At 41.9% G+C, this 13916-nt stretch carries 11 protein-coding genes; 9 read left to right on the forward strand and 2 right to left on the reverse strand.

Going from position 1 to position 13916, the window contains the following annotated elements:
* The first annotated feature begins 347 nt into the window (after nt 1-347).
* From LN995_RS06355 to LN995_RS06395, 9 genes are all read left to right on the forward strand, one after another.
* Entirely contained in the window at nt 348-1304 is a 957-nt protein-coding gene (locus tag LN995_RS06355) for a UTP--glucose-1-phosphate uridylyltransferase (protein ID WP_229959528.1), read from the forward strand.
* Between the two features lie 78 nt (nt 1305-1382).
* Nucleotides 1383-4721, forward strand: a complete 3339-nt coding sequence (locus LN995_RS06360) for a UTP--glucose-1-phosphate uridylyltransferase (RefSeq protein ID WP_229959530.1) — start codon at nt 1383-1385, stop codon at nt 4719-4721.
* A 183-nt stretch (nt 4722-4904) separates the two neighbouring features.
* Nucleotides 4905-5465 (forward strand): inosine/xanthosine triphosphatase, encoded by a 561-nt coding sequence (gene yjjX / locus LN995_RS06365; RefSeq protein WP_229959532.1) that lies wholly within the window; start codon nt 4905-4907, stop codon nt 5463-5465.
* A gap of 83 nt (nt 5466-5548) precedes the next feature.
* Entirely contained in the window at nt 5549-6445 is an 897-nt protein-coding gene (locus LN995_RS06370; RefSeq protein WP_229959534.1) for an aldo/keto reductase, read from the forward strand.
* Nucleotides 6446-6551: 106 nt separating this feature from the next.
* On the forward strand, nt 6552-7538 hold the full coding sequence (locus LN995_RS06375) for an aldo/keto reductase (protein ID WP_229959536.1): 987 nt from the start codon (nt 6552-6554) through the stop codon (nt 7536-7538).
* A gap of 337 nt (nt 7539-7875) precedes the next feature.
* On the forward strand, nt 7876-9138 hold the full coding sequence (locus tag LN995_RS06380) for a PAS domain-containing protein (protein ID WP_229959537.1): 1263 nt from the start codon (nt 7876-7878) through the stop codon (nt 9136-9138).
* Nucleotides 9139-9181: 43 nt separating this feature from the next.
* Entirely contained in the window at nt 9182-9532 is a 351-nt protein-coding gene (locus LN995_RS06385; protein WP_229959539.1) for a histidine kinase, read from the forward strand.
* Nucleotides 9533-9947: 415 nt separating this feature from the next.
* Nucleotides 9948-11024: a mechanosensitive ion channel family protein gene (locus LN995_RS06390; RefSeq protein ID WP_229959540.1), complete on the forward strand. Its 1077-nt coding sequence runs from the start codon at nt 9948-9950 to the stop codon at nt 11022-11024.
* A 357-nt stretch (nt 11025-11381) separates the two neighbouring features.
* Nucleotides 11382-12617: a metallophosphoesterase gene (locus tag LN995_RS06395; RefSeq protein WP_229959541.1), complete on the forward strand. Its 1236-nt coding sequence runs from the start codon at nt 11382-11384 to the stop codon at nt 12615-12617.
* Between the two features lie 81 nt (nt 12618-12698).
* Here the strand turns inward: LN995_RS06395 and LN995_RS06400 are convergent, their stop codons facing one another.
* Together LN995_RS06400 and LN995_RS06405 are read right to left on the reverse strand one after the other, a co-directional pair.
* Complete coding sequence (locus LN995_RS06400; protein WP_229959542.1) at nt 12699-13007, reverse strand: hypothetical protein; 309 nt, start codon at nt 13005-13007, stop codon at nt 12699-12701.
* A 97-nt stretch (nt 13008-13104) separates the two neighbouring features.
* Entirely contained in the window at nt 13105-13776 is a 672-nt protein-coding gene (locus tag LN995_RS06405) for a hypothetical protein (protein ID WP_229959543.1), read from the reverse strand.
* Between the last annotated feature and the right edge of the window lie 140 nt (nt 13777-13916).

Below are 13916 nucleotides of genomic sequence, written 5' to 3' on the forward strand. Positions count from 1 at the left end.
TCAAAAGGCTTAAGTTGTTCAAATAACTTATGCATAGCCGCGAATTGGTACAGTCTTTTAACATTGCCAATTATTCGGATTCGGTAGTTATTGAGCTAAAAAGTGAAAAAGTTGTACAGCTATAATTGAGGAATAAAAGTCAATTTTCACCATTTCTCTGTGAATATCTGTAAGATAAAGGTGAATTTAATATTGCCTAATAATTAATGTCTTAGCTGTTTATTGGGAACTTTTGTCGAGGCATAAACAGGTGGAAAGCTCTTTCTTGACTAAAATTAGCAATGAAATATGATACAATTTTATCTTAAAAATTATATATTTAAGTTCTGAAATATCACCTATATAAGATGAAAATAAAAAAAGCAGTGATTACCGCTGCCGCTCGCGGCGAACGATTATATCCGGTTGCTGATACTATTCAAAAAGCCATGCTTCCGGCTATTGATGTTGATGGATTATACAAACCCGTTATACAGGTTATTGCTGAAGAAGCCTTTGCCAGTGGTATAGAGGAAATTTGTGTCGTTTGTGCCCCGGGTGATGGAGAAAGATACATCAATGCTTTTCATTCTTTACGAGATAATTTAGTTAAGTCTTTCAAAGATGTAGATTGGGCCAGAAAAGAGGCGGAGAAAATGGATCATTTAATCAGCCGTATTCAGTTTACAGAACAGCAGGAGCCACTTGGTTACGGCCACGCTGTGTACTGTGCCAGAGAGTTTGTGAACAATGAACCTTTTCTCTTATTGTTAGGAGATTACCTGTATGTGTCTGATCTGGCTGAAAAGCGTTGTGCTGCCCAACTTATTGAGCTTGCTTCTCAGGAAAACTGCTCTGTGTCTGCCGTAAATCCCACCAATGAACATCAGATAAGTCGCTATGGTACGCTTACCGGCAAGCAGGAGCCTAATACCAGAGGCGTTTATCAGATCGATAAAATAATTGAGAAGCCTTCTTTAAGTACTGCTGAGCTGGAATTGCAAACGCCTGGTTTAAGAGTAGGCTATTACCTCTGCTTTTTTGGCATGCACGTGCTTACACCAGCTGTATTTGATATTCTGAAAAAGCAGATAGACATGGACGGTAATAATATCTTGCTTACTCCTGCCTTACAGGAACTGGCAGAAACCGAACGTTACCTGGCCCTGGAAGTTAAAGGGAACAGATATGACTTAAGTCGAAAGCACGGTTTGCTGCGTGCCCAGATTGCTTTAGGTTTAGCAGGAGAAGCCCACGACGAGACTTTGTCTACTATGGTGGAATTACTGGCCGAGGCTAATACCCGAAATTCTAAGAAAGCTTAATAACTGTATAAAAAGCCTCTTTGGATGACATTTTAGCATCTAGAGGCTCCCCTAATATTGCTAAGAGGACAAGGCAACATGAATGTTTTTATAGAAACCATTACCTCTACAGATACTGCTAAACGTAACCGGTCATTTTACCAGATCAGTCAGAAACTAACTGCCAAAGAGTTACTTGCTGCGTTACGTGAACTGGATAGCTTTCGAAAGTCTACCCCCAACTTATATGATAAAGTAAGGGCTATACTTTTCCTTTATGCCGGCTTCCGTTTTTTTCTGATGGAGACAAAGGAAACTCCTTCTATCGGGAAAATATCTTATACAGGTTTTGAAGATTTGCTGGCCCGGCGGTTTGAGCATGCCATTGCTACTTTCCTGAAAGAGCTGGATAAACATGGCCCTAATGCTACTTTGTTTAGTGCACTGGCGGAGAGTTATCATCATTTATCCTTCCAGATACTGGCAGACCAAGTACGAAAAAGCGTACGCTCCAGTAAAGGAAACCAGTGGATGTTTCGGGTAGGGCATCAGGAAGAACATCCTATACGTATTCATTCAAAGCTGTTACAACGACCTGAAAACTCGCTGTTTTACCCTATCCTGCACGAGAACACTTCTGTGCGGATGGATTTAACCCACAGTGGCTGGTCCGACATTTTTTTTCTGGGAATGGATTATCCGGAAGGAGCAAGGGTTATCAACCTGTCAATTGATTTGGGGGTTTATGGCCGGGATAAGGATATCCGTCCACCCTTGCACAGTTACCTGCGTGTTATACCCGATCCAGTATTGCGCTTAACCAGCATTGACCTTAACACGACCAAAGATGTACATGACCTGGCAGACCTGTTTAACTTCGGAAACGACTATCTAAGCTTAGTGAAGGCCGGAGTCATTGCGTCTGGGCTTATTCCTCCGTCATTTGAAGGTACAAATCAATCCTTGCCCGAAATACTGGCTCGTATTGTAGGACCTGGTATGGGTATAGAATTGGTTACGAAAGTAAATGATATTCCAAAAGGTTCCCGTTTCGCAGTATCTACTAATTTGTTGGGCTCTATTATCAGTTTGCTGATGCGTGCCACTGGGCAGACGCAGAATCTGGAGGGAGGCCTACTTGAAAGTGAAAGACGTTTGGTGGCTTCGCGAGCTATATTAGGAGAATGGATTGGTGGTTCAGGAGGTGGCTGGCAGGATTCTGGCGGTGTATGGCCGGGTATCAAAGCTATTCAGGGCACTTTTGCCGAAGAGGGCGATCCGGAATACGGTATCAGCAGAGGTACTTTACTGCCGCGCCACCGTGTGCTGCAGGGTGAAGAAGTACACCCGGAAATTGGCGAAAAAATCATGAATTCACTCGTGCTAATGCACGGTGGTATGGCTTCTAACGTTGGTCCGATCCTAGAGATGGTGACAGAGAAATACCTGCTGCGTGGCGAGAAGGAGTGGGTAGCTCGCCAAAGAACAAATGAGGTGTTTGATAATATACTGGAGGCTATAAAAGAAGGTGATGTTAAGAAAATAGCGGCAAACACGGCACAAAACTGGCAGCACTCCATCAAGGAGATTATACCCTGGGCTTCTACTTACTTTACTGAACAGATCATTGCCAAAGCCAAAAAGCAATTTGGGGATGATTATTATGGCTTTCTGATGCTGGGTGGTATGTCTGGCGGTGGTATGGGCATGTTCGTAAATCCGGAGCGTTACGAAGAATACAAGATGGGCGTGCTGGATATCCTTCGGAAAACTAAAAACGAGCTTTCTGACTCACTGCCATTTGCTATGGAACCAGTAGTTTATAACTGGAGCATTAACAACAGGGGAACATGGGCTACGCTGCAAGAGGGAAATGAAGCACTGATGCCGGAACAGTACTATGCTATTCATGTTTCGGAACTGGTTCGAAAAGAGCCAAGCTCTATTTCTTATATACGAAGGGCAGAAATTGATTACTTTACGACTTACTGCGAAAAGAACAACCTCGCTTACCCGCTACTAAGGACCATTATCAGTAACTTGTTTAAAGTTTCTGATCCTACTACCAGTGGCAATAAAAGTGCTGAGGATGAGAAAGCTGAAAAGGTAAAAAAAGACAATGGCTTTGACTACATTCAGCATGAAGAAATAAGGGAACAGTTGCAAAAAGGACGCATTGGACTTTCCCGTAACCGTCTGGCCGCAGAAACTTCTATTGAGGATGTAGGACCAGAAGATGTTGTAAAACTGGATGCATTAGCCGATGGAGCCACAAAAGCAGGAGAGGAGGCCATAAAAGCTGGTAAGGTAGGTGTAATGAGCCTTGCTGCAGGCGTAGGTAGCCGCTGGACTAAAGGAGCTGGTGTAATTAAAGCGCTCAATCCTTTTGTTGAAATCGAAGGTAAGCACCGCAGTTTCCTGGAGATTCACCTGGCAAAAACGCGTAAAGTCGCAGAAAAGTATGGTGCAACTATTCCACACATTGTAGCCACCAGTTACCTAACGCACGATCCTATCCGCAAAAAGCTGGAGCAGGCCAATAACTTTGGCTATGATGGAGCTACCTATCTTTCTGCAGGGCGTTCTATAGGGCAGCGTTTTGTACCGATGGAGCGAGACCTGCGTTTTATGTGGGAAGAAATGCCACAGGAAACCCTGGACGAGAACAAGCAGAAAGTGCGCGATGCCGTGCGCCGCAGTATGATCAACTGGGCCAAGTCGAAAGGCGAAGGTACAGACTATGTAGACAACATTGCTGCACAACGCTTCTCGCCGCTCGGTCACTGGTACGAGGTTTCTAACCTGTTGCGCAATGGCACTTTAGCAAAGCTGTTGCGGGAGCACCCACAACTGGAGACTATTATGCTGCACAACATTGATACATTAGGAGCCGATGTAGATCCTAATGCCTTAGGGCATCATTTAGACTCTGGTAATGTACTTACTTTTGAGGTGATACCGCGTCGCATAGAAGACAGAGGTGGCGGGTTAGCAAGGGTGAATGGACATTTGCGTCTGCTGGAAGGGCTGGCACAACCACGTGAGGAAGATGAACTGAACCTTAGCTACTACAACTCCAACACTACTTGGATTCAGATTGACCCGCTGTTAAAACTGTTCGGTATTAACCGCCAGGAACTACAGCAGATGGATGAAACGCAATTGGCAAAAGCAGTAAGAAGTGTGGCGCATCGTATTCCAACCTACGTTACCATAAAAGATGTGAAATATCGTTGGGGGCATGGGCAGGAAGATATTTACCCGGTGGCACAGATTGAAAAGCTATGGACTGACATGACTGCTTTAACTGATCTTAAATGCGGTTATGTCGTAGTGCCAAGGCATCGCGGGCAACAAATGAAGGACCCGGCACAGTTAGACTCCTGGGTTACCGATGGCAGCAAAGATTATGTGGCCTCATTGGGTACATTTGCATAAATACAGGTTAGGTCTGGTAAGGTTGAAGACGGATCTAAAAAAATAAGTACAAACTAGCTGAGTTTCATCAGCATGAGTTTAGCAAGTTTTAAATAAGTCTGCGAAACTTTGGTTTCTTCAGAGCTTAGTTAAAACTTGCTTTCTTGTTTTAAGGACTTGTATCACAAAACCAACATATTAATCATGAATGGCAAAAAGTTAACCATTGTGGTGGCATCTACAAATCCTGTTAAAGTTAATGCTGCTATAGATGGGATAAAGCAGTTGTTTCCAAAGTGTAATTATTATGTTAAATACATATCGGTTCCGTCTGGAGTGGCAGACCAACCTATGTCAGACAATGAAACATTAACTGGTGCTTTGAACAGAGTGAACAACGCTCATGAGGCAGAACCAGAAGCTGATCTCTGGATAGGGATAGAAGGAGGAGTAGCGCGTATGGGTAATGAACTGGCAGCTTTTGCCTGGATTGTTGTCCGGTCAGGAAGTATGATAGGGAAAGCACGTTCTGGTACCTTCTTCCTGCCTCAGGCCGTAACTAACCTGGTGGAGCAGGGAATAGAATTAGGCACAGCTGATGACATGGTTTTTAACCGCAAAGATTCTAAAAAGGAGGGAGGCGCCATTGGTATATTAACAGATAATGTAGTAGACCGTAAGCAGTTGTATGAGCAGGCTGTTGTACTGGCTTTAGTGCCTTTCAAGAACGAGGAGTTGTACAAACATAACGTGTCAGTAGGTTAGCCTAGCACTTTATTCCAGGAGCAGTTTTGGATTAACTTTCTTTGCTTTCTAATTTAGGAGAAACACGTACTATAACACAGACTATGAAATATAATCAGCTCGGAAAATCAGATATAAAAATAAGTGAAGTAAGCTTTGGCTGTATGTCGCTTGGGGAAGACCACGAGGCAAATGCCAAATTGCTTCACACAGCCTTTGACAACGGTATCAACTACTTCGATACAGCTGACCTATACCAAAAAGGTGAAAATGAACTAACCCTAGGCAAGGCTTTTAAAGCTATTCGGGATAAGGTAGTGATAGCCACTAAAGTTGGAAACCAATGGCGCAGCGACGGGAGTGGCTGGAATTGGAACCCATCTAAAAGCTACATACTACAAGCAGTGGAAGAAAGCCTTAAACGCCTGCAAACTGATTATATAGATTTATACCAGTTACATGGTGGTACTTTAGATGATCCGATAGAGGAGACCATTGAAGCTTTTGAACAACTGAAACATCAGGGTAAGATAAGGCAGTATGGCATCTCTTCTATAAGGCCAAATGTAATTAGAGAGTATGTTAAGCGCTCTAACATCGTCAGCAATATGATGCAGTACAGCCTCCTGGACCGTCGGCCTGAAGAAACTTCTCTGGATTTGTTACAGGAAAATAACATCAGTGTGCTAACCAGAGGCAGCTATACACAAGGGCTTTTGGTTAATAAGCCACCAAAACAATACTTAACTTTTTCTGAAGATGAAGTAAGAAAAGCCGCAGAAGCTGTGCAGTCTGTGGCAGGCACTTCTCGTACTACTGCTGAGGTTGCAGTCCGATATGTGTTGCATCATCGGGCTGTAACTTCATCTGTTTTAGGAATCAGAACAAGTGAGCAATTGCAGGACGCTATTCAGGTGGCAAATGCAAAACCGCTTAGCGAAGATGAGATAGATGCCTTAAGACGGGCGGTAAGACCTATCGTGTATGAACAGCATCGGTAGATATCTTGCTTGAACTTAACAGTACAAACACGGTAAAAGCTAAATAGCCGGAAAGATTACAATAAAGAACAAACGCTGCTTTGGTAGCAAACATATTAATTGAACCATGCAATACAGAAAACTAGGAAAAACAGGATTTGAAATATCAGAGGTATCGTTAGGTACTTGGCAGGTAGGTGGCCGATGGGGCGAACCGTTCAATGAAGAGAACGCAGAACGTATCATTAATAAAGCGATAGATGCTGGTGTTAATTTTATTGATACCGCAGATGTGTATAGTGAAGGAGACAGCGAAGCAGCCGTAGCAAAGGTGGTGAAGAGTAGAAGCGAGCAGGTGTATGTGGCTACTAAATGCGGGCGGCAGATACAGCCTCATACGGCAGAAGGTTATACTCCTGAAAAACTGGCAGGCTATGTAGAACAAAGCCTGCGCAACATGAAAACAGATACTATAGACCTGATTCAGTTACACTGCCCGCCAACTGAAGTATATTCACGTCCTGAAATTTTTGAGGCTTTTGAACGCTTAAAGGAGCAAGGAAAAATCAGAAACTTGGGTGTGAGTGTGGAACTGGTTGATGAAGCACTAATGGCTATGAAATACCCAAACGTAACAACCGTACAGGTAATCTTTAACATGTTCCGCCTAAAGCCAAGTGAGGAGTTGTTTGCCAGAGCAAAAGAAAATAATATCGGAATAATTGCCCGTGTACCATTAGCGAGTGGTTTGCTTACTGGTAAAATGAGTTCTCAGACTACCTTCAATCCTGAAGATCACCGGAACTTTAACAGAAATGGGGAAGCCTTTGATAAAGGCGAAACGTTCTCGGGTGTTGATTTTGATTTGGGACTTGAAGCTGTGGAAGAACTCAAAAGAATTTTTCCTGGTCAGGAACCACTGGCTGCCTGGGCGCTGCGCTGGGTTCTGATGTTCCCGGAAGTAAGCACGGTTATACCAGGGGCCTCCAAGGAAGAACAAATTGAATCTAACTTAAAAGCAGCTGAACTGCCCGCTCTTTCGCAGAAGCAAATGCAGGGGGTGCAGGAGGTATATGATAAATACATTAGAGCCTCCGTACATCAGCAATGGTAAAAAGCAGGCAGTAGCTAAATACTAACTGTAGGGGCCACCTGTTAAGGTGGCCCTATACTTGTACAAGTTTTCTTGCTTAATGTCCTGCTTTACCTAGTTGCTTGGTTTATAGCCCACCACTACTTATGTTCTTACTCATTCATTCCTGTAGCCCTTATTGTAGTTTTAGTGTGAAATTAAATATTATTAAAATCTAATATTTAAGAATAAAATGCTGCATATTTGCATTTAGTAAGATTAAAATAGCTTTTAATGATAATTACAGCAGTTGAAAATCTAATTTGATAAGTTGCTGACATAGCTGACCTTACTGTTTAGTTACCTTTACTGACAAACTATGGATTTCCAAAAGCTTTTTTCAGAAGTTCCTGAAACTATTGTTGTGCTTTCGCCTGATTATACAGTGCTTGCTGCTACAGATGCGTACCTTCGGGTTAGTTTACAGACCAGGGAAGATCTGATTGGAATGAATTTTTTAGAAGCTTTTCCGGATAATCCTGGTAGTACTGTATCTAAAAACGAGTACCTGCTGCGTAAGTCCTTGGATAATGCCCTTTATGGAAAGAAGGTAGATTATCTGGATGTGCTTCAGTATGACATACCCAAACCAAAGTCGCAAGGAGGAGGTTTTGAGATTCGTTATTGGGAAGCTTCGCATACGCCTGTGCTCGATAATGAAGGGAACGTTTTATACATTTTTCAGAAAACATCAGACGTAACTGAAAGAGAGTTAGCGAAAAAAGCTCTATCTGAAAGTGAAGACAAATTCAGGTTCATGGCCGAGGCTATGCCTTTACTAATTCATACTAATAACTATAAAGGAGAGGCCAATTACTTTAATCAACGCTGGGTAAATTATACAGGAAAGGAGGTTAAAGAATTGATAGAAACGGGCTGGGGCGAACTTATACATCCTAATGACCTAACAAATGCATTAGAACGCTGGCATGAGGCATTTAAAAATGGCATCATGTTTCAGGCAGAAATGCGCATCAAGGATAAAGAAGGTAACTACCGCTGGCACCTTGGCCGTGGTATGCCCATGTTGGACGAAGAAGGTAAGGTGCTGATGTGGGTAGGAAGCTCTATTGATATACATGATACCAGACAAATGGTAGAAGAGCTTTTAATGGTGAACGAGCAAATGTCGCATTTATCGGACCAGGTACAGGAAGCTTACCGAAAAGCAGAGTCAGAACGCAAGGTGCTGGAGAGGCTTATAATGCAGGCTCCTGCTGTGTTTTGTATCCTTCAGGGACCTAAGCATTTATATCAGTTGGTAAACCCTTACTACCAGAACCTTTTCCCTAACAGGGAGCTGTTACACAAAACGGTAGCTGAGGCACTACCTGAAGTAGTAGAACAGGGTTTTATAGATATACTGGATAATGTTTATCAGTCAGGAGAAGCTTTTATAGCAGAAGAAATTTTGATTAAGCTCGATCGCAAAGGTTCAGGGGAGTTGGAAGATGTTTATTTTGATCTGATTTACCAGCCATTATATGAAGACGACAAGATTACAGGAATTATAGTATTTGGAGCAGAGGTAACGGAGCAGGTAAGCTACCGACGTAAGCTTGAGGAGCTAGGTAATTTATAATAGTAACAATGAATTACTATAAAGTTGAAGGGAATATCATTAAATGAATCTAGCACAGGTAGATTTCCAGCAAATCAGAATTAAACATATTCTGTTTAAATCCAAGGTACGTTCTGTGCTTTACGGAGGGAACTATGATGCTGCTTTTTTCTCCCGTACTGGTCCTATAGGACTATGGTTTGATACCATTGGGTTTGTAAGGTACGAGCATGAACCCGAAATGAAAGAACTGGCAAAAGTACAACGGGAGTTAAATTCACTAGCCCTGCAACTGTTCGACCTGTACAAAGGCGGCAACATTGAGGAGGCACATGAAGGCCTGAAAACATTGGATAAAAAGTCTGAGTTGTTTCTAAATTTGCTTACCAAGCTCGACCTTAAACTAGCAGACTAAGAAAGCTGGATGTTTCACTTATCTGATAAATTCTATTTTGATAAAGTAACATCAATTCAGCAGGCTATTGGTTTTCACTGCAGCGTCCTTCATTCGTATTTTCTTTTACTTCCTCAGTAGCTAAAACTTTTTATAGTTAACCCAACACCACTGTCTAAAGGCACTCATTTACTCCTCTGTCTTCCTCAGAAATAAAACCTTGTTTTGAATATTCTCCGATCAGAATAATATCCTGACACTTTTTAAGCCGTACAAACCGCTATAGAAAAGTTAACCATAACGGCTTTTTGCGCCAATTTTAAGCTGAAGCCTCTTGCTTCAGCAAGGTTGATGATATAGCTTATAAACTATAATGTCTGGTTTAATTGGCTTTTCATGATTAATTTAAACTCTCATTAACAACTTATAAAAAAGAATGGATCAGATTAATGACATACTAGCGAGAACTTTTTGGCACAACACAGTGCAGGAATACCTTATTGCGTTAGTATTTATTTTAGTAGGGCTATTGGTGGTGAGGAGCTTTAAACATATTGTTCTAGCCAGGATAAGAAAATGGACAGAAAATACTGCTACTAATTTTGATAACTATGTGGTAGACAGTTTAGACCGCTATGGTGTTCCTGCTTTGTATATTACTGTTGTTTACCTGGGCCTTAATTACCTTACGCTTGCTACAAGGCTTCATAATATATTAAGGATAGCTGTTACTATTGCTATCACTGTTCTGGCTATCCGGTTTGTTTCTTCCACTATTCTGTTACTGTTGCAGTCCTTTGTAAGAACGCAGAGTAACGGAGAAGAGAAAGTGAAGCAGATGCAGGGTGTAATGCTCATCATCAACATCTTTATTTGGTTTTTAGGACTTGTTTTTCTGTTCGATAACCTCGGTTACGACGTTACAACTGTAATAGCTGGTCTTGGTATTGGTGGTATTGCCATAGCACTGGCTGCCCAGAGTATTTTAGGTGACCTTTTTAACTACTTTGTTATCTTTTTCGACAGGCCCTTTGAGATCGGCGACTTTATTATCATCGACGATAAAATGGGAGTTGTAGAGTACATCGGTATCAAAACAACACGTGTTAAAAGCCTTTCAGGAGAACAGCTTGTTTTTTCTAACAGTGACCTTACAACTTCCCGTATTCATAACTATAAGCGCATGCAGCGGCGCAGGGTGCTGTTTAAAGTAGGGGTGCTTTACCAAACCACCTATGAGCAACTGGCCGCTATTCCTGCGGTGCTGAAATCTATTGTACTAGCGCAGAGCCCTGTTGAGTTTGACCGCGCGCACTTTGCCTCTTTTGGTGATTCCAGCCTCGATTTTGAGATTGTTTACTATGTATTGAGTTCAGACTACAATGTTTACATGGATATACAGCAGGCCATTAATCTGGGGATTTACCAGGAGTTTGAGAAAATGGGTGTAGAGATTGCTTACCCAACACGCACACTTTATGTGATGAATCAGGAGGTCGAGCAAACAAGCTAATATCCGTTTTAGTTATGTAAGAAAAGAGACAGCAACCATTTATAAAGTTGCTGTCTCTTTTACTTTTTAAAGCTTTAAGATAAAGGAACAGGTAAATTTTGTTAGCCCGAGTTTATAATAGTTTTGCAAACGAAATGTTTATGTCTCTAGATTCATCTTATAAAAACCGTGTGCAGATATATCTATAACATAACTTGGCAAAGCTTATATATTAGTTTTATACATCTTATTTCTCTGATGTGTCGTTACCTAATTGTTATTTATGCTACAACCACTCATGCATATAATTCGGCTACAGGCAGAGTAATAATTTAGTCTGATACACAAAATATAAAAATGCAACGCATTATTTTAATTATGGGAGTAATATCCCTTTTTATGGACTGGTATGTATTCCAGGGTATTAAAACACTAGTAGCAGGCTGGCGCTCAAAGCGGTTGCGAATGCTGGTACAGTGGGCTTACTGGTTCTTTTTTATCTGGTTTACGATATGTTTTGCCTACACTGTTTATGTACGCTTTTCAAATGATCAGACAACGCCTTTCATACAATGGATGATTAATGCTTTTCTGATGTTATTTGTAACAAAACTGGTTTTTATAACTGTGCTCTTCGGAGAAGATATTTACCGGACGGTGGTAGCTGTTTTCCGCTTCTTCCGGCATCAGAAAGGAAAGGAGCCAGCACATGAACCGCTTTTGCCGGAACGTAGGAAGTTTGTGAGCCAGGCAGGCCTTTTAATGGCCAGTATTCCGTTTGCTTCTTTTGTATATGGTGTAACAAAAGGTAAATACGACTATACAGTACACCGTCACACTTTATATTTTGATGATCTTCCGGAAGCGTTTGACGGCTTTACCATTACACAAATTTCTGATATACACTCTGGTAGCTTTGATGATGCCGAGGCCGTACAACGTGGTATTGAGCTAGTAAAGTCTCAAAACTCTGATATGTTTGTTTTCACCGGAGACCTTGTAAATAACCTTGCGCCTGAAATAGTACCCTACATCGATAACTTCGGACAGATTCAGGCTCCTTACGGGCAGTTCTCCATACTTGGAAACCACGACTACGGCATGTACCACGAATGGCCTACCGATGAGGCACAGGAGGCCAATATGGTAAAGCTAAAGCAGCATCACGAAGAACTGGGTTATCGGCTACTGCTCGATGAGAACGTAAATATTGAGAAAGACGGGCAGCACCTGGCATTGATTGGCGTAGAGAACTGGGGCACGGGATTTATTCAGAAAGGCGACCTTGATAAGGCACTGGAAGGTGTGGATGAAAATGCCTTTAAGATTCTGCTGTCGCATGACCCATCGCATTGGGAAGAGATTGTAAAGGTGCATCCTACCCGTGTACACCTGACGCTTTCCGGACACACGCACGGCATGCAGTTCGGTGTGGAGACACCTATTTTTAAATGGAGCCCGGTACAGTACCGCTACAAGCACTGGGCTGGCCTGGCCGAGGAGAACAACAGAATGCTTTATGTAAACCGTGGTTTCGGCTTTATTGGTTTTACAGGCAGAGTAGGCATATGGCCAGAGGTAACAGTGCTGGAGCTAAAAAGAGGAAGAGCTTAGCTGTACTTTTTTCGTGTTATTTCTATTTCTGGATAAGAGTACGAAAGCTTTTCCTATGTACTGTTTAATGCACCCAAATCTCTACCAAGTGGTGTCTTCCGGGTTTATAAATCCTATGCCGGGCTGGTAGCCGGGGCCAGTTCCGTTTAAGTGATTCCACATGTCTACCTCTAGCTTTATTTTATCGAGTACAATAAACTCCTCCCAACGCTGCTTGTCTTCTTCAGATAATTGCATTACCAAGTCATTAAGCTTCAAGTTATGTCCCTGTTGCATTTGGTCCTTCAGGTGTGGGTTCGTGCGCAGCAAAAGCTCAATTTTAATGCGGAAGTAGGTGTTCAGTTCTTTATATCTCTCTTCGTTCCAGTTTTCCAGATCTTTGTTTTCCATGCGGCTGTACTTCTTTTATTAATTGTACTAATTCTGATGTTTATAGTTCCCTGTTTCCTTTCTTTAACTTTTAGGAGCTTTTCTTATACAGTTCATCTTATCTCAATTTCATGTCCTCATCCACCAATTCGTCGATAATTGCCTGGTGAACGGCTTCATAAACAAGCTCTCCTTTCAGCAGAAATTTATGTACATCCATCATAACTTCATAAATAGGGGTATGAACATGCTTGGGGATTTTAAAAATCCGATCATCTCTTTTATCAAAAGGTGTTGAGACCTTTGAGTTAAATAGGTAAGGTATAAGAATTTTAGAACAACTCATGGCAATGCGGTTAATCTCATGCTCCTCAAAATATTCTTGCAGCCGCTCATTTATGTTTTCAAAGAATTCAACCGTTTCACCTAAGCGCACTCGTGAGCCAGCCCTGGATTTGCCCTTCGTTTTCAGATGCTTAATCTGGCTCTTGCCCTGCTTCTTGCGCACCATGTAAGACCGGAATACTTTATGATCTAAGTTAAGGCCGTTCTCAAAATAACCCATAGCACAGTTACCTGACTGTACCAGTAATATAACATAATTGACCTGATCTTCTGCCTGAGAGGGAGGAGGAAGCACAATAGGCAACCTGAAATATATCAGGTCATTTCCCTGCTCATCCATAATCAGCATCCTGTGCTTCTCATAATCATACACAAATGGGAAAGAGGAGCTTTCAATATTCCGGAGCAACTGTAGAGATGCCTCTTTAGATATAAATTGATTCATACACTTGGCCTTAATGGAAGCTCGTGAAAGTAATAAAAAGTGATTACATCTTTTAACCCTTTGGTAAAGTCCTTTGGTTCCTGTGGTAGCTTTTTTGAATGTTGATGGTGTTTATTAGAATCTTCTGGCGCAAGCTTGTA

Source organism: Pontibacter silvestris (assembly GCF_020907275.1).
Classification (GTDB): domain Bacteria; phylum Bacteroidota; class Bacteroidia; order Cytophagales; family Hymenobacteraceae; genus Pontibacter; species Pontibacter silvestris.

Coding starts and splice junctions, on each gene's coding strand:
- LN995_RS06405 (WP_229959543.1), bottom strand. CDS start 13,776: ATGAATCAATTTATATCTAAAGAGGCATCTCTACAGTTGCTCCGGAAT.
- LN995_RS06360 (WP_229959530.1), top strand. CDS start 1,383: ATGAATGTTTTTATAGAAACCATTACCTCTACAGATACTGCTAAACGT.
- LN995_RS06355 (WP_229959528.1), top strand. CDS start 348: ATGAAAATAAAAAAAGCAGTGATTACCGCTGCCGCTCGCGGCGAACGA.
- LN995_RS06380 (WP_229959537.1), top strand. CDS start 7,876: ATGGATTTCCAAAAGCTTTTTTCAGAAGTTCCTGAAACTATTGTTGTG.
- LN995_RS06385 (WP_229959539.1), top strand. CDS start 9,182: ATGAATCTAGCACAGGTAGATTTCCAGCAAATCAGAATTAAACATATT.
- LN995_RS06370 (WP_229959534.1), top strand. CDS start 5,549: ATGAAATATAATCAGCTCGGAAAATCAGATATAAAAATAAGTGAAGTA.
- yjjX (WP_229959532.1), top strand. CDS start 4,905: ATGAATGGCAAAAAGTTAACCATTGTGGTGGCATCTACAAATCCTGTT.
- LN995_RS06400 (WP_229959542.1), bottom strand. CDS start 13,007: ATGGAAAACAAAGATCTGGAAAACTGGAACGAAGAGAGATATAAAGAA.
- LN995_RS06395 (WP_229959541.1), top strand. CDS start 11,382: ATGGGAGTAATATCCCTTTTTATGGACTGGTATGTATTCCAGGGTATT.
- LN995_RS06390 (WP_229959540.1), top strand. CDS start 9,948: ATGGATCAGATTAATGACATACTAGCGAGAACTTTTTGGCACAACACA.
- LN995_RS06375 (WP_229959536.1), top strand. CDS start 6,552: ATGCAATACAGAAAACTAGGAAAAACAGGATTTGAAATATCAGAGGTA.